The organism is Noviluteimonas lactosilytica, from assembly GCF_020866925.1.
GTDB classification, from domain to species: Bacteria; Pseudomonadota; Gammaproteobacteria; order Xanthomonadales; family Xanthomonadaceae; genus Noviluteimonas; species Noviluteimonas lactosilytica.
Window position 1 is genome coordinate 385,528 of record NZ_JAJGAK010000002.1, and the last position, 18,974, is coordinate 404,501.

The 18,974-nt window shown below is 59.3% G+C and carries 15 protein-coding genes, 1 tRNA gene and 1 pseudogene; 6 read left to right on the top strand and 11 right to left on the bottom strand.

Features of this window, described 5'->3' with window-relative positions; genetic code table 11:
- Positions 1–27: 27 nt before the first annotated feature.
- From LK996_RS11020 to LK996_RS11050, 7 genes and pseudogenes are all read right to left on the bottom strand, one after another.
- Positions 28–2,046, bottom strand: coding sequence for a M13 family metallopeptidase (locus LK996_RS11020; RefSeq protein WP_230527233.1), 2,019 nt, complete (start codon positions 2,044–2,046; stop codon positions 28–30).
- Between the two features lie 79 nt (positions 2,047–2,125).
- Positions 2,126–4,447: an arylsulfatase gene (locus tag LK996_RS11025; protein ID WP_230527235.1), complete on the bottom strand. Its 2,322-nt coding sequence runs from the start codon at positions 4,445–4,447 to the stop codon at positions 2,126–2,128.
- 174 nt (positions 4,448–4,621) lie between these two features.
- Positions 4,622–4,697, bottom strand: a tRNA-Thr gene (locus LK996_RS11030).
- Positions 4,698–4,710: 13 nt separating this feature from the next.
- A pseudogene (ispH, locus tag LK996_RS11035) lies at positions 4,711–4,845 on the bottom strand (4-hydroxy-3-methylbut-2-enyl diphosphate reductase); the annotation flags it as partial.
- Positions 4,846–5,165: 320 nt separating this feature from the next.
- Positions 5,166–6,077 (bottom strand): hypothetical protein, encoded by a 912-nt coding sequence (locus LK996_RS11040; protein ID WP_230527237.1) that lies wholly within the window; start codon positions 6,075–6,077, stop codon positions 5,166–5,168.
- Between the two features lie 88 nt (positions 6,078–6,165).
- Positions 6,166–6,624, bottom strand: a complete 459-nt coding sequence (locus LK996_RS11045; RefSeq protein ID WP_230527239.1) for a TRADD-N-associated membrane domain-containing protein — start codon at positions 6,622–6,624, stop codon at positions 6,166–6,168.
- Between the two features lie 81 nt (positions 6,625–6,705).
- Positions 6,706–8,370: a P-loop ATPase, Sll1717 family gene (locus LK996_RS11050; protein ID WP_230527241.1), complete on the bottom strand. Its 1,665-nt coding sequence runs from the start codon at positions 8,368–8,370 to the stop codon at positions 6,706–6,708.
- Between the two features lie 635 nt (positions 8,371–9,005).
- Between LK996_RS11050 and LK996_RS11055 the strand changes: the two genes are divergently transcribed.
- Both LK996_RS11055 and LK996_RS11060 read left to right on the top strand, forming a co-directional pair.
- Positions 9,006–9,431 (top strand): helix-turn-helix domain-containing protein, encoded by a 426-nt coding sequence (locus tag LK996_RS11055; RefSeq protein WP_230527243.1) that lies wholly within the window; start codon positions 9,006–9,008, stop codon positions 9,429–9,431.
- A 57-nt stretch (positions 9,432–9,488) separates the two neighbouring features.
- Positions 9,489–10,637 (top strand): hypothetical protein, encoded by a 1,149-nt coding sequence (locus LK996_RS11060; RefSeq protein WP_230527244.1) that lies wholly within the window; start codon positions 9,489–9,491, stop codon positions 10,635–10,637.
- Positions 10,638–10,766: 129 nt separating this feature from the next.
- Here the strand turns inward: LK996_RS11060 and LK996_RS11065 are convergent, their stop codons facing one another.
- The 3 genes from LK996_RS11065 to LK996_RS11075 form a co-directional block, all read right to left on the bottom strand.
- Positions 10,767–11,681 (bottom strand): restriction endonuclease, encoded by a 915-nt coding sequence (locus LK996_RS11065; protein ID WP_230527245.1) that lies wholly within the window; start codon positions 11,679–11,681, stop codon positions 10,767–10,769.
- A gap of 681 nt (positions 11,682–12,362) precedes the next feature.
- Entirely contained in the window at positions 12,363–13,454 is a 1,092-nt protein-coding gene (locus LK996_RS11070) for a hypothetical protein (RefSeq protein ID WP_230527246.1), read from the bottom strand.
- Between the two features lie 58 nt (positions 13,455–13,512).
- Positions 13,513–14,322, bottom strand: a complete 810-nt coding sequence (locus LK996_RS11075) for a hypothetical protein (protein WP_230527247.1) — start codon at positions 14,320–14,322, stop codon at positions 13,513–13,515.
- Between the two features lie 116 nt (positions 14,323–14,438).
- Here LK996_RS11075 and LK996_RS11080 point away from each other — a divergent pair, with 116 nt between their 5' ends.
- A complete protein-coding gene (locus tag LK996_RS11080; RefSeq protein WP_230527248.1) occupies positions 14,439–15,014 on the top strand; it encodes a MarR family winged helix-turn-helix transcriptional regulator in 576 nt (191 codons plus the stop codon).
- A 78-nt stretch (positions 15,015–15,092) separates the two neighbouring features.
- On the opposite strand, the gene LK996_RS11085 is transcribed toward LK996_RS11080, so the two are convergent.
- Entirely contained in the window at positions 15,093–15,659 is a 567-nt protein-coding gene (locus tag LK996_RS11085) for an HNH endonuclease (protein WP_230527249.1), read from the bottom strand.
- A 544-nt stretch (positions 15,660–16,203) separates the two neighbouring features.
- Between LK996_RS11085 and LK996_RS11090 the strand changes: the two genes are divergently transcribed.
- From LK996_RS11090 to LK996_RS11100, 3 genes are all read left to right on the top strand, one after another.
- A complete protein-coding gene (locus LK996_RS11090; RefSeq protein WP_230527250.1) occupies positions 16,204–17,085 on the top strand; it encodes a hypothetical protein in 882 nt (293 codons plus the stop codon).
- Positions 17,086–17,482: 397 nt separating this feature from the next.
- Positions 17,483–17,725, top strand: coding sequence for a hypothetical protein (locus LK996_RS11095; protein WP_230527252.1), 243 nt, complete (start codon positions 17,483–17,485; stop codon positions 17,723–17,725).
- A 666-nt stretch (positions 17,726–18,391) separates the two neighbouring features.
- The gene (locus tag LK996_RS11100; RefSeq protein WP_230527254.1) at positions 18,392–18,835 is read left to right on the top strand and encodes a GNAT family N-acetyltransferase; all 444 of its coding nucleotides are present in this window, start codon (positions 18,392–18,394) and stop codon (positions 18,833–18,835) included.
- Positions 18,836–18,974 lie beyond the last annotated feature (139 nt).

Here is an 18,974-nt window from a genome sequence, read left to right on the forward strand (position 1 = left end):
ACTGGCCGCGCAGGCGAGGATCCCGCATCACCACACTTCGCAGCGATCCTTCTCCGCCCGCACCATCGGCGCATCGGCCTTGCACTGGAACGCTTCGCGGAACGCGGGCAGGTTCGACACCGGCCCGTTCACGCGGTACTTCGCGACCGGATGCGGATCGCCCTGGATCATCGTGCGCTGCGTTTCCATGCGCGTCTCGTCGCCGCGGAATTGCCCCCACGCGATGAAGAACTGCTGTTCGGGCGTGAAGCCGTCGAGCGTCGGCTCCGGCCCCTTGCCCTCGCGTGACTTCAGGTATGCGCGGTACGCGATCTTCGCGCCGGCGAGATCGCCGATGGATTCGCCGAGCACCAGCTTGCCGTTGTGGTGCACGCCCGGTTCGATCTCGTAGCCCTCGAACTGGTCGACCACGCACTGGCCCTTCGCCTGGAACTGCTTGTTGTCCTCGGGCGTCCACCAGTTGGCGAGGCGTCCCTGCGCGTCGAACTGCGCGCCCTGGTCGTCGAAGCCGTGGCTGATTTCGTGGCCGATCACCACGCCGATCGCGCCGTAGTTGACCGCGTCGGTGGCGGTCACGTCGAACGCGGGCGGCTGCAGGATGCCCGCGGGGAACACGATCTCGTTCTGCAGCGGGTTGTAGTAGGCGTTCGAAGTCGGCGGCGTCATGCCCCAGCGGCTGCGGTCGGTCGGCTTGCCGACCTGGCTGCGGTTGTCCGCGACGTTCCAGCGCGATGCGGCGACGACGTTGTCCCACGCGGAGTCGCGCGAAACGACCACGCCCTTGTAGTCCTTGAACTTGTCCGGATAACCGAGCTTGGGGAAGAACGTGGCGCGCTTCTCCAACGCCTTCTTCTTCGTCGCTTCGTCCATCCAGTCGAGCTCGCGGATCGTGTCGTCCATCGCCAGCAGGATGTTCTTCACCATCTCCTGCATGCGCGACTTCGCTTCCGGCGGGAAATACTTCTCGACGTACTTCTGCCCGAGCGCTTCGCCGAGCTGGTTGTCGGTGGCCTCGGCGCAGCGCTTCCAGCGCGGCTTGATCTGCGTGGTGCCCGCGAGGAACTTGCCGTTGAAGGCGAAGTTCTCCTCGACGAACGGCCTGGACAGCGAGTCCGCCGCGGCGTGGAGGATCTGCCAGCGCAGGTAGGGCTTCCATTGCGCCAACGGTGTCGTCGCCAGTTCCTTGTCGACCTGCTGCACGAACTTCGGCTGCATCACGTTGACCGCGTCGTGCGGCATGTTCGCTGCGTCGAAGTACGCCGCCCAGTCGAACGCGGGCGCGAGCTTCGCAAGGTCGGCGAACGCGGTCGGGTGATCCTGCAACTGCGGATCCCGCAACTGCACGTTGTCGAACGAGGCTTCGGCCAGGCGCTTCTCGAACGCGAACACGGTGTCGGCGTCCTGCTTCGCCTGTTCCGGCGCGAGGCCCGCGAGTTCGAACATCTTCGCGACATGCACGAGGTACTTCGCGCGCGCTTCGACGAAACGCGGTTCGGTCTTGAGGTAGTAATCGCGGTCGGGCATGCCCAGGCCGCTGGCGTAGACGTGCGCGATGGTCTTCGACGGTTCGTGCAGGTCTTCGCTGGCGTAGACGCCGAACGGCACCGTCACGCCCACGGCGTGCAGCTTGCCGATTTCGCGCTGCAGGCCGGCCGTGTCCTGGATCGCATCGACGTCGGCGAGCCACGGCTGGACCGGCTTGCTGCCGAGCGCATCGACGCGCGACTCGTCCATGCACGCGGCATAGAAGTCGCCGGCGAGCTGCCCCGCGCTCCCCTGCGGCCAGTCGGTCTTCGCCGACAACTCGGTCAGGATGTCGCGGACGTGTTCCTTGTTGACCTCGCCCGACTCCCAGCGGCGGCTCCAGCGGTCCATGTAGTCGGGAATCGGGTTCTGCTGCCGCCATGCGCCGTTGGCGTAATCGAAGAAGTCAGTGCAGGCATCGGCGTTGCGGTTGATGTCGCCGGGTTGGATCCCGTGCAACTCGCCGGCCGAAACGGTGGCGACTGCGAGCAAAGCGACGAGCGGGAGACTGGGCCTGATCACGGGCGACTTGCTCCTTGCTGGTTGGGTGCCCGCACTATGCCGCATGGAAGCGGCCGCAGGAACGGCTCACGGCCGCCCGTCAGTCCCTGGCCAACCTCGCCGCGAACTTGCGCTCCAGGTCGACGTACGCGTCGTCCGCCACGTCGTAGATCACCTTGTGGATCTTCCCGTTGCGGAAGCCGAAGCCGGAGTCGTATGCCGTCGTCACCGGGTCGCCTGCGTCGTAACCGATCGCCAACCCCTCGCCCGCCAGCGCGTAATGGCCGGACTGCGTGCGGAAGTCGGCGTCGGAGACAGGCTTGTCGTCCACGTACAGCGTCATCTTGCCGAGCGTTTCGTTGTCCTTGCCCATCCCGCGTTTCTCGAAGCCGACGCCTACGAGATGCTTGCCTGTCGTCGGCAACGGGCCGACGAGCTTCTGTTCCGGCGGAATGCCGAGGAAGTTGTAGACGAAGTGCAGCTCGCCGCCTTTCGCGAACAAGGAGTACCCGCCGAAGCGCGAGCCCTGCGAAGCGATCACGCCCTGCGCATCCTTTTCGAAGTCGACTTCGGCGATGATCTTGAACGACGCACCTAGCGTGCGCGCCGCGGAAGCCTCGGGCACTTCGGTCGTATCGGGGTAGTACACGTAGCGCCCGTTCGAAGGCGGCGCGACCTTGTATTCGATCTCGTGGATGCCGACGACACCGTAATCGTCGAGCGGCAACACGTCGTTCTTCTTCGCCTCGTCCATCCACAACGCGACGAGCGCCTCGACCTTCTCCGGGTGCTGCGCTGCAAGGTCGTGCGCCTCCGCACGATCCTCGTCGACGTTGAACAGCTGCCAGCGATCCTGGTCGAACTTGCCGACGTTGATCATCGGCCCGTGTTCCGACGATACCTTCCAGCCCTTGTGCCACAGCCCGCGCGTGCTGAGCATCTCGTAGTACTGCGTTTCCTTGCGCGTCGGCGCGTTCGCGTCGTCGAAGCTGTAACGCATCGACACGCCGGCCAGCGGCGTCTGCCGCATGCCGTCGACGACATCGGGGAACGCAACGCCGCAGCATTCGAGGATCGTGGGCACGATGTCCGTGCAGTGATGGTACTGGTGGCGCAGTTCGCCCTTCGCCTGGATGCCCTTCGGCCAATGGATGACCATCGGATCGCAGGTGCCGCCGGCGTAGTTCGCATAGCGCTTGAACATGCGGTACGGCGTGCTGAAGGCCACGGCCCAGCCGGTGGGGTAATGGTTGTAGGTGTCGGGCGAACCGAGCTTGTCGATCATCGCCAGGTTGGAGGCGATGTCGTCGGGATATCCGTTGAAGAAGCGGTTCTCGTTGACCGAACCGTTCGGGCTGCCTTCGCCCGACGCACCGTTGTCGGCGCAATAGAAGATCAGCGTGTTGTCGAGCTGGCCTGACTCTTCGAGGTAATCGATGACGCGCCCGACCTGCACGTCGGTGTATTCGGAGAACGCGGCGTACACCTCGGCCATGCGCGCGAACAGGCGCTTCTCGTCGGCGGACAGCGTGTCCCACGGCCGCATCGTGTCGGCTTCCACGCACGTTTCCGGCGACATCGGATTGATCGGCGTGAGTCCGGTGCCCTCGGGAAGGATGCCGCGTTCGATCATCCGCGCAAGCACCCACTCGCGGTACGCCTCGTAACCGTCGTCGAACTTCCCCTTGTACTTCTCGATGTAGTCCTTCGGCGCGTGATGCGGGGCGTGGTTCGCGCCGGGGCAGTACCAGAGGTACCACGGCTTGTCGGCGCGCGATTGCTTGGTGTCGCGGATGAAGGAGATCGCTTTGTCGGCGATGTCGCTGGAGAAGTGGTAGCCGTCCTCGGGCAGCTTCGGTTGCTGCACGAAGTGGTTGTCTTCGATCAGCTCGGGGAACCACTGGTTGGTTTCGCCGCCGATGAACCCGTAGAAGCGGTCGTAACCGAGACCGAGCGGCCAGCTCTTGCGATTGGCGCCGATGTCGAAGGCGTCGACCGGCACGTTGTGGTTCTTGCCGACCCAGAACGTGCTCCACCCCGCGTCGCGCAACACGGTGGCCATGGTCGCGATCGACGTCGGGATGTGGCCGGAGTATCCGGGATAGCCGGCCGCCGATTCGGCGATGGTGCCGAAGCCATTCTGGTGGTGGTTCCGCCCGGTGAGGAAACACGAACGCGTCGGCGAGCAGACCGAGGTCGTGTGCCATTGCGTGTAGGTCAGCCCGTTCTTCGCGAGACGATCGAGCGTGGGCATCTCGATGCGACCGCCGTACGGCGACCACGCTGCCTGGCCGGTGTCGTCGTAGAGGATGACGAGGACGTTCGGCGCGCCCGCAGGCGCCTGCCTGTCGAGGAACGCGGGCCAATCGGCCTTCGAATCGCGGATGTCGAGGGCAATCGTGCCGTTGAACTTGCTCGCCATGGCCGTTTCCTTCGGTCGAGGGAGCGACAAATTCTCGGCGAGGCCCCAAGCGCGGCACGACCGTAAATCCCGAGGGCGCGGCCCAGTAAATCTACGGGGGCCGGAATGGCGGACCCGGCGGGTCCGCAGTCATCCAGAAACAAAAAGCCCCGCTTGCGCGGGGCTCTTTGTTTTTGGTGCCGGAAATAGGAATCGAACCTACGACCTACGCATTACGAATGCGCCGCTCTACCGACTGAGCTATTCCGGCGAAGTCGGGCATTTTATTGGTCCACGAGCGTCAGGCGCAACTCCTTGGGCAGCGCGAAGACCATGTCCTCGGGTTTTCCGTCCAGTTCGCGGACGCCACCGGCCCCCAGTTCACGCAGGCGGCAGCGCTGAATAAGCACCTGATAAGCCAATCTTGCATCAATCGCGTCTCACCGGGCTGGGAGGATGAGGATGGCCCTCGACTACGAGCAAGCGGGGCGTCCGGGGCGCGTGGCATCAGCAATGCGCCGATTTGCCGTCCGGGCTGGCCTGGAACCCCTTGCGGATCAAGGACTACCGGCGACGGGCTCCCCTTGCCTCAGATCCGTAAGTCCCTAATAAGCCGACTAGCGGAACCCACCAGGATCGCGCCTAGCAAGCTCCGATGCGGCAGCTAGTTCCCACACTTCGAAACGCCCCAATCGCGGCCTAGCTGCACCTAGCCAGCCGGATCGCATCGTGGCTGGAGTTAGGTGTCCGCCTTAAGCATGTAAGACACGTAGTTGAGCCACGAAATCGCCTTGAGACTGTTCTCCTCAGTTCCGTATGCGAGCGATTCTCCGTGCATCACGGCATGGCGATTCAGTTCCGCTGGATTCAGACGCCGCCAAGCCTTGGCTTCCGTGAGCGGAATTTTTTGCAGCGTCAACGGAGTCCAGTAGGCTGCCTCGATTGCGCTCAATTTTGCCGATGCTACTTGCGGTCCGACACCGCTTCGAAAGACGTTTCGACCGGTCGCGTCAAAGCTGATGCCATCAGCCTGGGCAAGAAACACGGGAATTGATAGGAAGTACTCCCCTCGGAAGTGAGCATCAAACGCAGCCTTTAAGGCGCTAACCCTGGCTCGGTGTCGCTCCAGAAGCTCGCCTCGAATCCTGGGAGCTGCCTCCCGAAAGTAACTGGCCATATATACGCCTACTGAGTCATCGGCGCGCCTGCTCAAGTGCATCAGAGCGCGAGCCGGCATTTCGGCATCGAAGTACCAGCCAGCCTCCGCCAATAGACGTAGGCCCTCGCGAATTTCGGCGGGAAGATCATCTAAGACGCTTTGGATGGAGCGATAAATCGGCTCCATGTGGCTTCGCAGATGGCTGGCGACGCTAGGGATCCCATCCACAGCCGCGCGGACTGCTGCCGCAGCTTCGGCAATGGGGCTCGCGACGTCTTCTGCGAGCCGACGCTGCATTTCCTCCGTCGCCCTGAAAGCTGGCTCCAGCGCTGCGCGGATATCCGGCATCGTGGCGACGGCTTCCGTCACGGCTGCACTCGCAGCTCGACTGTGCTGAAGCAGAGCTTCATCGAAGGCAGGAGCGGATTTCATCGCGTGGGCGAGGTCCGCAAGCAGCTTCGAATTGTTCGTTGGCTTGTCTGGGTCAGTCATTCTATAGAAACGTAAGCGTTAACCGGCCGACTCCAGGGACTATGCAGAAATCGATCACTGGCCGAGCACATCTGCTCGATCACAGATTCTATGGGGAAGAGCCCTCTTGAGCCCGTCTTGACTCGGCCAATGCTCGTATCAGATCCGGGGTCAGATCCGTTTGAGGTCCGGTGCGCGACAAGATCTTTCCAATCACCGCGAGAATCAGCCCAGGTCGCTCGGCCGGTGCCGTATGACCCACGAGACTCAGTGCAAAAAACATGTCTTGATTCTCGATCAACTTTCCGTAAAACACATTCAATTGCTTTAGGTTCTTGTTGTACAGGAAGAAGAATCCTGCGCTGATAAACTGCGTAAGCACGCCAGCAGCGCTGAGAGTTATTGCTAGGGCCTCGGACCAACCCGCCAAGGCCAAGCCCAATCCGACCACCAGCACAACCAGACCAACTGTTAGCGCCGCCATGCTCGCCCAAAAACTCCACAGTACGTGCGATTGGTTGGTCTGGTAGTACGCAGAGACGTAACTGTTGATCTTCTCCTGATCCATGCCTGGATGGCTCCCCTTCGTGCGACGGTTGGAACGATCTACATTCTCGAAACCCGCAAACGATTCAGATAGGTCCACCCCCTAACGCCGCGGAGACCTGCTCGCTTTGTGATCAGACCCGTAGATGTTACCGGTTCGAATCTCCAGCGCACGCCAGAGCATCTTGTGGACTTTGATGCTTTGAACTCGCTTCCCCTCTCCCGAACTCAAGGCTTGCTGATCGCGGAATGACCAAATGAAGGGCGAATCCGTCGAGAATTTCACGCCGATCGCGCCAATGTGATAGAGGACCTGAATCATCGCAGTCAGCAATTGAGCATTCGTGACTGTGCTTCTGGGCTCCAATGCCGACTTGCACATTCGAACCAGGTCATCCTCTCGCTCAAAAGTCGCCAATTGGGTGACGATGGATTCGACCGCAGATTCTGTGAGAGTGGAGCGGGAAAATGTTTCTGGCATGCCGCGGAGAATGTCTATAACCACATTGACGGATGGCAGTGTATTCAACCACTCATCAGCAAGGGCATTCTTTCGCTTGCGCGAGTAGTTCAACTCAGCATCTGTGATTGCCTGCCACGAAACCCGAGGCCTATTTGCGGCAACAAGGAAACATTCGTTGGCATATGCAATCACGTCGCGAGGACGAGACATCGTGCGCTCGATAATATATTCGTAGGGCGTTACATCCCCCCTCGACTTCGGAAAGATGTCCTCAAGTTTTATTTCAGCGCTTGTGTACTTGCGCCGAAAAACCTCGTTTACACGACGCCTCAGCAATTCCTGAAGATCCTGTCTAGTCCATTCAATGCGCGCGTAGTAGGTCTCGTATTTTTCTTCTTGAAATCCTCCGTCTCGCGTTTCGTTAAACACCTTCTCAATGAGGTCGTACCGGAGGGCAACGATGATCTTGGCGTGCTTAAGCTCGCTCCGGAATGTCCTAACCTCCTCAATTAGAGCGCGAATCAGCCGGTATTTTGCCGACGTTGAAACCCAGTCCTCATCCAGGGAGTCAATCGCGATGTAGTACCTGTTTTGTCGATCGTAGAACGCCTCTTCGGATAGAAGTTGCATTACCCGATTGAGGTCCGCAATCTGGATTCTATTGACGACAGCAGAACCTCGGCTAAAGACCTCCCGGCGCTCTGCATCGGACAACTTGTCCGCGCTGCCAAGTTTCATTTTTGCTAGTAGTGGCGCTTCGAGCGACGAAGACAACTCGCACTCAATCTTCTTCGTGATCTCGGTAAGGCGCGTCTCCGTTTCTTGCCAAAAGTTCTCCCCCCACCTTCTTAGATACAATATCGCGTTTGACTTGGCCGAGTCTGGTTTCAGTTTCCCAAGAAAGGAATCCAGCCATCGACTCAATCCATTCTGGTCATTGAGGTTGTAGCGTCGCTTGATTAATTCAGTGACAAGAACATGACGCCATAGCAGTCGATAGAAGAGATTTAGATTGACTCCAGCATCCTCGAAGAACCGAATTACTGTGGAGTTCTCGACAAAGCGAAATGCTAGCTCCAGAGGCTTGATCTCAATTGCGTTCGGTTCAACGTCTAGGAGCCGAATTAGCACGGCGCTTTTCCCTTGACCTGTGCGGCCAAGAACTATCGATGCGTGATCGTCAACATTTCTTACTAGTGACAAACAACCGTTGTCGATAAAGCAGGACGACAGAAGGTTGTCGGCCTCCGCATCAGGAGAACCAATCGACAGGTTTCGCCAGATAATCTGGTCGGTTGAGCTCATTTGGGATTTACTCGCGCGGCGCGTTGATGGTCAGCGAACCGGCGTTGTGTTTGATCCAGAGCGCATCACCCCCTCCCTGCATCGTTACCGCCCGGAATTGTTGCGGCCCAAGGCGCAGCGCTAGACCTTCGGCAGCGAGATCACTCGGTCGCACGCATCCGCGAAGCTCTGGAGACTCGGCGGACTCGAGATTGAATGACCGTAGCCCCATTCGTTCTTGACATTGCCACCCCGTGATTCGTAATGCGCTTTTCCGTTCTCAATCTTCGTCACGCGGCGCTCTTGATTATTCGCTGTTCCGTAGATTCCACCAACGACAATATCGGCAACGCTGATAGGCATTAGAGCTCTCCATGAGTAAGGCGAGAATCGGATGTTGTGTCTGCGTTCTTGTGAAAGCGGTAGACGCTGAGTTCACGGTGATGTGCATACTGACGACAGTGAGCTAGCTCTCCATACGTCGCTTCGCAGCGCCCCGAGCCGGCAGTCGCGACTCGATTCGAACTTCATTTCCCTTCTTTGAGTATGTGGCTTCAATGTGGTTTCTATGCGGTACGGAGTGAAGTGCACTACAAGAAAAATTCCTAGACGGTCAACACGCTACTATTGGTGGCAGTCCCCATCGAGCTCCATACATGGCTAACATCGCCACCCTCCTCAAGTCCGAAATCACCCGACTCGCCCGTAAGGAAGTCAAAGCCCAAATCGAAGCCCTACGTAAATCCGGCGCTTCATACAGGCGAGACATCGCAGCCCTGAAACGCCAGGTCACGGACATCCAGCGTCAGTTGGCTGTTGCGACACGATCGAGCAAGCGAGCCGCTCCGTCAGAATCGACCGAATCAGCGAAAGTCCGCTTTTCGGCGAAAGGGCTCAAATCACACCGGGCCAAGCTTGGGCTGTCTGCGGGAGATTACGGGCGACTAGCTGGCGTGTCGGGCCAGTCCGTTTACGGTTGGGAAACGGGCAAAACAATGCCGAGGGCGTCGCAAGTTGCGGCATTGGCGGCGCTTCGTGGACTGGGCAAGAGAGAGGCGATGGCACTCTTGAAATCCGCCTAGTGTTGGTTGGCCGGCCTGTATGCGCCCGAGCGTTCTGCCTGAGTAATGGGAGGAGCCGTGGCGAAGAGACCGGATCACGTCCTGTACAAAGATTGCGCCGACTGGCAGTCCGCCTCGGCGCTTAGCCGCTCGCTCGTCGCGGCTCATGGACCCGCACGCATCACTCAAAAGCGGACCTCGATCTATGTTGATCGCGCGTTGCTGGGCCTTCTTTCACCCACTACGCAGTCTAATACGCCGCAGACGACCAAGCAGCGACCATCAAAGCTCGAAACCGCTATTAACGACGTCGGCACTGCGACGTTCGTTGCAGGCAGAGCAAGGTCCAGGACGAAGGCTCAGTCTCGTAGTCAGCGAATGATTGCCGAGCTTGAGCACGCCTATCGCCACGCACCAGCGGATGCAATGTCGTCCTGGAGCAAGGACACCGTTTGCAGGTTCGGATTCTCAATTGTGTCGCGCGTCAACCGCGTAGCCGGCTTAGGCGTGTCGATCCTGGAGTACGGCGGACGCGAAATTATTGACTTCGGCACTGCGTTAATCGATGGACGCGTGGTTGATCACGTTGCGACGCGGAGCAACGTTGCTTCCAAGACAACAATCGCAACTTGTCGTCGCCTAAGTAGCTCAGCAAAGCCACTTGTCGCTGCATTTGCGGCCGATCCGGGTACCGTCGGGCCAGCCCTAATGGTTGGCGCTTTGGCAGCTTACACGTCGAGCGGAGGCCTCGACGGTGACGGCGGTGCACCAGACCTCGATATCGCGTTGATTGGTATCGACGCACATCGCTCGTTGTTTACGCATTCGATCGTCGCAGGCGCTGTCATTGAAACAGGTCTTGTCAGCCTAGTTGACCTAATCAATCGCGCTCACGCATATCTCCCATCCGTCCATGACCCTCTTTGGGACGAAATCAATACTCGATCTGCCAGAATCGGACATGCCGCCTGTCGCGGAGCATCCGTAGGAATCGCCTACCATTTGGGGATCGATGGGCTGGCACAACCCGCTGCATACCACAACCTACCTTTCTCGGCCCCCTTGGAAGTTCACCAAGGCATCTTGACTGTCAATGCGGGCGCCGAAGGCGGGGCCGCCATTGCTGGACCAGTCATTCCCGAGGCCAAACCAGCAAGAAAACGCGATGTAGCTGGCATTGCTGCCGGAGTGATCACCACTGTCGCCGCGTTACTTTTTTGGGGATGACGCGTGATCCTCGACCAGCACGAGCCAATCAAAACGCAACCTGGCGCACTCTCGCACTGTAGCTCGCGTGCGCTAGGAGTGGCTCCTGGCGTGATTGGTGAAGCTGCGTAGGCGTCCAAACGCCCAGCACTACTGACCCCGCACTTGTCCGTCGCGCCCCTGATATAGCTCCGGCGTCGTGGCTTCGAGGATCTTCATGGCTTCTTCGGCTTTGCGCTGGGATTCGCGGATTTCTTCATCAGTTGGTTCGCGGTAGACCCGCTGCGGTGGTGGGGATGCGACAACTTGTTGCGGTGCCGGCTGGTTAACAGCGGACGGAGTCACCTGAGGCTTAGCGGGCGCGTGTTTTGCAGGCGGTGGCTGCTGCACAAAGTTGTCAGGTCGAAGCACCTGCCGAACCACCGACAAGAACACCAGTCCAGCCGCAATCGTGACCAAGATCGCGAGCAGCGCTTTCACCGCCGCAATCTTCAACGCGATCCCCGTAGATTTCGCGATGCTTGACCGTCGGCCTACTTCGCCCCGAATTCGATCCTCGGCCGCACCTAGCAAACGCTCGCCTGCGTGTCGGGCCGCATTGCGAGCGCCCTGGCCCAGTTCCGACATCATCAGCTCTGTGTAGCGGGATGTCTTCGAGGGCTCCGGCAGCGGGCCCAACATATCCCGCAAGCCATCCCCATCCACCAACTGCACGTGCCCCTGTTTGGCAGCAGCTTCGATTGCGGCTTGAGTAAATTCCCCGCTCGTTACCAGGATCGCGCCCGTAGCCCCTTCATTGACCATTAGGCCAATCAACTGGTGGACGTCGTTATGCGGCACCTTCATCGCGTTCCAGTGCTTGCACTGGACGATGATGAACTCGTCACCCCGCCGCAACTTCAAGTCGATGCCACCGTCGTATCGGGTCCCGACGTTGCCGGTGCCGCAGTGATCGACCTCGTAACCAGCGTAACCGTAATGCTTGGCGAGCAGACGTTCGACTTCCGCCCAGTCGGTACGGGCGAGCGCGTCGTCGCGCCGATTGGAAACACGCTTAAGAGACATTACGCCCCCAGGAATCGAACTATCGCGATCCTACGCAAAGCGCGGGCATGATTGATGCCCGCTAATGGCCTACGGGCAGATGGAGTGTAAGAATTTTTCCTAGACGCGCGACCGATGGTCACCGTCAATGAGGGGCTTACCAGTAACGAAGATCGGCTGATGGAGCTTTATATGTAGAACGCCCTGGATGAGCTTTTGCCTCACGCAGCCATGGCAGAAGTACCTGCGCAGCGCCCCGGCGTTACGCGCGCGCAGTAGCGCGTTTGGTGCGGCCTGGCACGCACCGCCGATACTGACTTTGGGTGGTTGGCGCAGCGCGCGCGACGTATGACGCGACACAGCGAAGACGCTTCATACCAACGGAAAGCGTGGTGCTTGCCGGATGTGCCCGTGTGTGCCGAAGGCACGGTGTGGGTGTGCCGGAACCTCATGCAACACCGTGACCTTTGGGGAACCAAGCCGTAATTTCTAGACACCCTACCCTACGGAATAAATCCCCGGCGCCGAAGGCGCCCACGTGGACCGTAGGCAGGGAGGGCCGAAGGCCCGACCGCACCTACAGGTCCACGTGCACTAGGAGAGGCGTTTCTGGTGTCGGACGTTAAAAAGAATCTTCTGCGAAGCAGAAGTTCTTGCTGTTGATCTTAGCTCTTAAGGGAAGCGTGACATCCATGCGAGGAGTCATGGCTCCGGTTCCTTGCGAGCCTTTGCACGCTGTTTTCGCTTCCGATCCCGGGCTTGGACACGCCTCCGAGCCTCGAACGGATCGCCCGATCCGGTGGTGCTGATCAAGGTTCCCGTGACGCTTGCTCGGAATGCCTTGCACGGTCGCGTGAACGGACAATCCAAACAGGGTGTGTCCTTCGCGATGATGCGGTGACCGAAACAAGCCGGCTTGTAGTCGGCTGGGGCATACACCTCCTTGGGTCCTCGCGTTTTCGTTGCACGCTTAATCGCGGCATCGGCCAAATCGCCCTCAAACATCGCGCGGGCGCGCGCTTCATCAATTAGCCCATGAATGGACAAGTACCGCGCCAGGCGACCTCCACTATCATCCGCCCTCAAAACGTCTGCATACAGCTCACGCATCGCCGCCGCCTGCACCGGATCGTCCTCGGTCCGCGCCGCGAAAAACCGCCGATCCCAATGCCGCAGGAACAAGCGCGACGAAATCTCGTCGCGGGTAGGACGGTGCTTGAGTCGTGCGATGGAGTGGCCGTCGGACAGCATTTGATTGGGCATCGGTGGTTGCTTGTGCTTGTCGTTCACAACTTTGCCCTGCATAAGGATGTCCAGGAACAATCCGTATGGCATGCCCCGGCGATCAGCCTCCTGCCTCGCCTTATAGAGGCTGCAGATCACGTCGCTACTGTTCTGAGCAAGATTGGCTTTGATCGGCTGTTTACGACGCGCGACCTTGGGGTCGATGTGCGCGTAGGCGCGCCGATAAGCCGCTATGAACTCCTGCGCGAACAGAATCGTACGGTCCAACGACCCGATGTAGCCGTATTCAACCCAAACCATCGGTTGAAGCTTGGGTTCCTTCTGCTGAATCGCTTTGCTTAAGTAGGTACGTTCGAATACCTGCTGCGCCTTCCTTCGCTCGTCTTGGTCCTCAATCGCATTTGCCTTCGAAAGCGCCGCTGCACGCATATGCGCTTCCCAGCGCTGCTGGGGACTCTTTGCCTTCGTACGCGTGGGGACAAACGGGTTCTTGCGTCGCTTCCTTCGCCGCTTTGTCTCGGGCAGCGGTGACCCTGGCGTCTTAGCCATGTGTGCGCTCCATTGGAATCGCCAGAAGGGGCGGCCGTTGAAGGCCGCCCCTCGGACGTCAGGCCGCCGGCTCGCCGGAGGCGTCACCGTTCTGGACAATGTCCCCGATGTCGATGCCCGGGTCCCAGGCAATGGCCTCGTCCACCATTGCCGAGCCGTAGCGCTCGCGGGCGTCTTCCTCGCTGATCACATCACCAAGGAACTTGTGCAGCTCATGCGCCGGGTTACGGTGAAGCACCTTCGCGTCCGCCACACGCTGATCAATCAGCTTGCGGGCGGCAACCTGCTGCTCGTCCCCTTCGAACATGTCAGCACCGAAGCGCGGGTCCCACGCGCCGAAGATCGGGACGTTGATGCGGAACGCGGGGTCGTGCCAGATCTCCAGCACGTAGTGAATGACGTCGTCCTCCGCAAGCTGCTTGGGACGCGGCATGCGATTAGGACGCTTGGTGGTTTTCTGACGCTGGGTTGCCCAGTAGAAGACGGCATACTCGATATAGAACCAGTAGGAGATGCCCAGCTCGTCAATCACCTGGCGGAGCTGCCACACCTCCTCGAACATCTCCGGGTCGGAATACAGCGGATTGAAAGTCCCGTAGCCCGGCGCCTTGAGCCCGACGTTGGACGCATACCAGCCGAGAGCGCGGCGCAGCTCCTTAGCAAGGACCTGCGTGGCAGCGAACGGGGACATATAGCCATACTGCGGGAAACAGGCCTTGCGGACCTGCTGGTCCGTGGCCATCACTTCGGGGCTGAGCAGAGTCACCGACACTTCGTGCTCAGCAGCTTCCAGTGCCGTAGCACCGCGGTCACGGGCTTCCAGGATGCGCTTAGCGCGGGTGTAGGACCCGGGGGTCTTCGTGGACATAGCTTCCTTCTCCATTAGTTTGCTGCAGCGGAATTGCTGCGGCGTGGAGAAGCCTGCGCTGATGGTATATGGTGCATCGGTGGTACCCCACCATTTGACCATCGGCCGCTGTGATAATGCGAATCGACGTCCCGCATCCTGAGTTTGATCTGCTCTTTCGCTTCTACAACGAGCTGTGGGGACAATTGGATGGCGCTTTGAAGAAGCAGGCGCGCCATCCCCTATCCCTGACGGCGCTGCAGGTGCTCACGCTTCTGTTTCAGAAGCCTCGCAATTCGGACATGACCAAGAGTCGAATCGCGGAAGCACTAGGGGTTGATCGAAGCACGCTATCGCCGGCGATTGATCGGCTTGCAGAGAAGGGCTATGTATCCATTAGCCGTGCTGATGGGATCAGAAACCAGCCCGTCAAACTTCTTCCGCTAGGGCGGCAAGCACTCTTGGACGGCCTTGCTGCCCGGTCAGACGTCCTGGACGACTTTACAAAGGTCATCCCGAGCAAACATCGGAGCTCTTTCTTCAGGTTCCTTGAACTGGCAAACAAGGCGCTTGCCGAAAAGCATGCGACGGATCGTCGCGAAGCCTACATCAGGACGTTGAGCAAGCATGCAACCAAGACGAGAGCTAGGGCACCAGCGAAGGCATACAAGAAGCCTAAGTGGCAACGCGACTTCGAAAAGAGCGGGCGATAACGACCCAGCGGCCTCTATGGAGTTCGTCCGGCCAGTCGTCCAGTTTGGCGCAGTGGGATTGTGCGGTTGGCGATTGTTCTAGGACTTCGCTTCTTCCAGAGTCTTCGGCGGCTGCACAAACGCAGCGTCTAGCTTCCGATACATCGAAAGCGCCTTTTCAGACTCAGTCTTTATGTTCTCGTACAACGCTTCGGCGATCACCCGAATCGCATGGCGCTCATGATCTGTCAACGCCGGGTAGTTGTACTTGGCGATATGACCCAAGATCCTGGCGTAGCGCGACATGTACTCCCCCGAATCGCTCCCTCCACAGACGTGGGCTAGGTGCGCCTCCCAGGACACGAACTGATTGTTCGCATCCTTCGCGCGCTTGTTGCATGGCTTGCAGACCGGAACAACGTTGCCCGGATGATGGAGTCCGTATTCCGTGCGGTTGAACATGACCAGGTGTTCGATCTGCATCGGAGCTAGCGTTCCGCAGTATGCGCACATGCCACCAAAGTCGTCGCAGATTTGCGCCCAGGTGGCCTTACCGCTTCCCGTGCCGGTGTTGAAGGCTTTGCCGAGGTAGTGCTGACCGACTGAGGTCAGGAACGACCTTACCGCCGTATTGGCCGCATCGGATGGCGTGTTGTAGACGGTCATCAGCTCACTCCCCCTACTAGTTCTTGCGGTCGCATTCGGCAGTGTCCCCACGCTGCACCCTCAGTCTATATACGGCAACGGAATGCCGCGACATCAGGGAACTTTTCCTAGGGAACCAACCCACCCTGACTGGGCTTCGGTCCGCTCCCTGACCGGGGCTAGACCTCGCCTGCCATGTTTCGGAGGAACGACCTTTGATATCGTCTTGTGCCTGGTATTGGACGATTCAACTCCTGGAGGAAAAGTGGCTCTTAGCGACGAATGGGAGAAGGTCCATCTCACCCCGAACGGCTGGGTAGATGGAAGCTATAAGCATGACAACGGTGGCGAAACTGTTCCAATGCCAACTGATGCGGTCTTGACCGTCCGACGGCATGTCGTTGTTGGCGCGATCGGCGCCAGACCCAACGTTTCCGTCGAAGAAACCCCGCATACGACGGACACAGATTTGATATCCGAGTTGCGGGTCAAATTCGGAGAGCCGACGTTTGGTGTTTAGCGTCAGCGGCACCGAAACGAATCAACGAACGCACAAGGATGTGGAATGCGAAAGAAGTCCGTTGGGCAGAACAAGCTCACGCGCGGCCTTGCTCAGGCACTAGGCCGAGAGCAGCCTCCCACATCGTACGCAACCGACCGGAAGATGGTCGCGTTGATTGTGGGAGCGGGCGCCGTCCAGAACGCGTGGGCGCCCGTTTTACGCGCCGTTCAACCGTATTACGATTTCCCCCTCAATGGCGATGGGGTCAACTCCTTCTTGGCTCGGCTTGTATATCTTTTGCGGTGGTTTGCGAGTATCGGAGACACGAACGAGCTAACGAAACATAAGACGTTTCTTGCAGAAGTCCGTCAGCGAATCTGCGACGAACTCAGAGATGCCGAAGAACGGGGGGAGCTTTCGGTCCGCTCATCTTTTGAATCGGTTGTTGAGCGATTCGTAGTCGATCGATCCAATACCTTCTTGCTGATCAACACGAACTGGGACGAGGTCGTAGACAAGGCGTTACTTAGGATCCTTCACGATCGATTTCTGGTCACCCTTCGTCCACTGCATGTTCACGGGAGCATCGCCCATCAACACATGCTTTATTTGCCGACTGAGGTGACCCGCGAGCCTTACAGAACGCCCGAAGAAGATAAGGAGATCGGAACGATTCATGGGAGCATCATGAGGGGACTAGAGGGCGTTACCCATGTAGTGGTTTACGGACTGTCTCTGTCACCTCTTGACGCTGAGCTTTGCCAGACGCTGGCGTCAGGCTGGAATAACGCCACTCTCAGGCAGATTGACGTGATTGTCCCGGACCACGACTTAGTCGCAAACCGAGTGAATATGCTCTTGAATCCCAAGCGAACGGTCGCGGTGACGGGCTACCATCCTGATCAGCTCGACACTCCGATTGATTACACCGTCCGCCGAGACTGAAGGCCTTTTCTACCCGCCGAGGATTTGTTGGAGACCTCATGCCTGAGCAGCTTTGTAGACCCGATGAGCCTGCGAACACGTGGTGCAGTGCATCAGGATCTGGGTCAATCTCAACCCCAGGCGCCTCCGGCTTAAGAGGCACTTACCCCCATTTATCAACGGGTCAGCTCAGCCGGTAGTCTTTGATCCAATAGGTCTTTCCGCTCATCCCGAGGGGGCGAGCGTCGCGTTCGCAAGGCGACGCTTGACTCATGGCCGCAGCCCTCCTTCCGAAACTAGTCAGCCCAAATGAGTGTCCGCTTTCGACCCAAAGCGGACATGGAAAGTATCGAGTCAAAACTACGTTTAGGACGGCCGCTTAGACTGACACGCCGCCGCGCCCGATTCCCGAGCTGCCATGGAAGTAGTCGAGCTGCCCAACCTTTCTGTTGAGGTCCTACGCCGCGCCCGCACCGTGAGCGCGACGGATGGCCTGATCTCGTTGATTGTGTGGGCCAATCCATTCGAGTCCGGGACGGAGATCGTTCTCGTGCCGGTTCCCAAGCTAACTCACTTAGCTATTGAGCCGGTCCGAATCCGCGTCCTGGAACTGCTCGGCATGAAGCCCCCAAGTTCGTTGGAGATGCAGCCTGAGGACTAGGGCTGGAATGGGCCACATCGGCAGGCTGACCGGTTTGTCGTCGGCCTCCGTTATCCGAAATGCTGGCACGTCCAAATGCCCTTTTGGTCGTACGACGCCCGCCGTGAGGCAGTCTAGCTAGCCGGTCGCCCCTAGGTTGCGAGCGATCTTCCGAGCCCCGCCTTCCCCCGGCGGGGCCTTTTTTCTATCGTCACCCGCGTGCTTGGGGGCGACTTTCTCAAGGTACGACATCGCACGATCCATCGCTTCTTGAGGGTTCTCCGGGTGTATCCCGAAGCAACGCATCCACTTGCCGGTGGCATCCCTGACCGCATAGTGGGTTGCTTCCCACTCTTTGCGCTCAGGCAAAAATACCAGCACAGCGACCAGGTCGAAGCTAGGGCGCCGCTCGACGGGCACCTCGCGAAACAACTGATCGCGTATCGACCGCGTGTCCACTGTCCCGAACCAGAACGTCTCGATGAGGCCTTATACGCCCGCTCCGCGAGGTCGGCAAAGCCCCATCCAGGCCCCTCGCTAATGTCCACTTCTGCCCGAAAGCTGCCACCCGAAAACCGCTACCGCCCCAAAGCGGACACCCGGCTGCTTGGTTGCGTTGAGATGCGCGCATACCCCTCATGGGGATAGTGTTGCAGTCCGCCTAGCCAACCTGTTGAGGACACTCCCATGGCTGTCATCCGCCCCATCGCTGCGCAGGACTATGAGGTCTGGGCGGTACTGTTCGGCGGATATGCGGCCTTCTACCAGGTTCAACAATCTGCGCAAATGCGCGAGACCGTGTGGTCATGGCTTCATGATCCCGCGCACGAGCTGTCTGGACTCATCGCCTTCGACGCGGGCGGCACGGCCGTCGGGCTGGCCCATTACCGCCCATTTGCACGCCCGCTATCGGCGACCATCGGCGGTTGGCTGGACGACCTGTTTGTCGATCCGGGCGCTCGGGGCGAAGCCATCGGCAAGCAATTGATCGCAGCCGTTGCCGCGATTGGTCGCGAACGGGGCTGGTCGGTGATCCGCTGGCTGACGGCCGAAGACAACTACCGGGCACGGAGTTCGTACGACAAAATTGCCAGCAAGACGAAGTTCCTGACCTACGACCTAGCTTTGTGAATGTTGGCGCGCACAGCCTGACTCACTTTCGCATCCCTCCGGGTGACCGCTCCTGGCGGATGCAGACACGCTGCCCCAGTGGCCGCTTTGGCCGATAGCGGACGTCGCACCCAAAGCGGTCGCTCGCTGGTATGGTTGC

Excerpts from the sequence above, each read along its gene's own strand:
- LK996_RS11090 (WP_230527250.1), top strand. The coding sequence starts at position 16,204 with ATGCGAAAGAAGTCCGTTGGGCAGAACAAGCTCACGCGCGGCCTTGCT.
- LK996_RS11050 (WP_230527241.1), bottom strand. The coding sequence starts at position 8,370 with ATGAGCTCAACCGACCAGATTATCTGGCGAAACCTGTCGATTGGTTCT.
- LK996_RS11040 (WP_230527237.1), bottom strand. The coding sequence starts at position 6,077 with ATGACTGACCCAGACAAGCCAACGAACAATTCGAAGCTGCTTGCGGAC.
- LK996_RS11065 (WP_230527245.1), bottom strand. The coding sequence starts at position 11,681 with ATGTCTCTTAAGCGTGTTTCCAATCGGCGCGACGACGCGCTCGCCCGT.
- LK996_RS11055 (WP_230527243.1), top strand. The coding sequence starts at position 9,006 with ATGGCTAACATCGCCACCCTCCTCAAGTCCGAAATCACCCGACTCGCC.
- LK996_RS11095 (WP_230527252.1), top strand. The coding sequence starts at position 17,483 with ATGGAAGTAGTCGAGCTGCCCAACCTTTCTGTTGAGGTCCTACGCCGC.
- LK996_RS11070 (WP_230527246.1), bottom strand. The coding sequence starts at position 13,454 with ATGGCTAAGACGCCAGGGTCACCGCTGCCCGAGACAAAGCGGCGAAGG.
- LK996_RS11085 (WP_230527249.1), bottom strand. The coding sequence starts at position 15,659 with ATGACCGTCTACAACACGCCATCCGATGCGGCCAATACGGCGGTAAGG.
- LK996_RS11045 (WP_230527239.1), bottom strand. The coding sequence starts at position 6,624 with ATGGATCAGGAGAAGATCAACAGTTACGTCTCTGCGTACTACCAGACC.
- LK996_RS11075 (WP_230527247.1), bottom strand. The coding sequence starts at position 14,322 with ATGTCCACGAAGACCCCCGGGTCCTACACCCGCGCTAAGCGCATCCTG.
- LK996_RS11025 (WP_230527235.1), bottom strand. The coding sequence starts at position 4,447 with ATGGCGAGCAAGTTCAACGGCACGATTGCCCTCGACATCCGCGATTCG.
- LK996_RS11080 (WP_230527248.1), top strand. The coding sequence starts at position 14,439 with ATGCGAATCGACGTCCCGCATCCTGAGTTTGATCTGCTCTTTCGCTTC.
- LK996_RS11100 (WP_230527254.1), top strand. The coding sequence starts at position 18,392 with ATGGCTGTCATCCGCCCCATCGCTGCGCAGGACTATGAGGTCTGGGCG.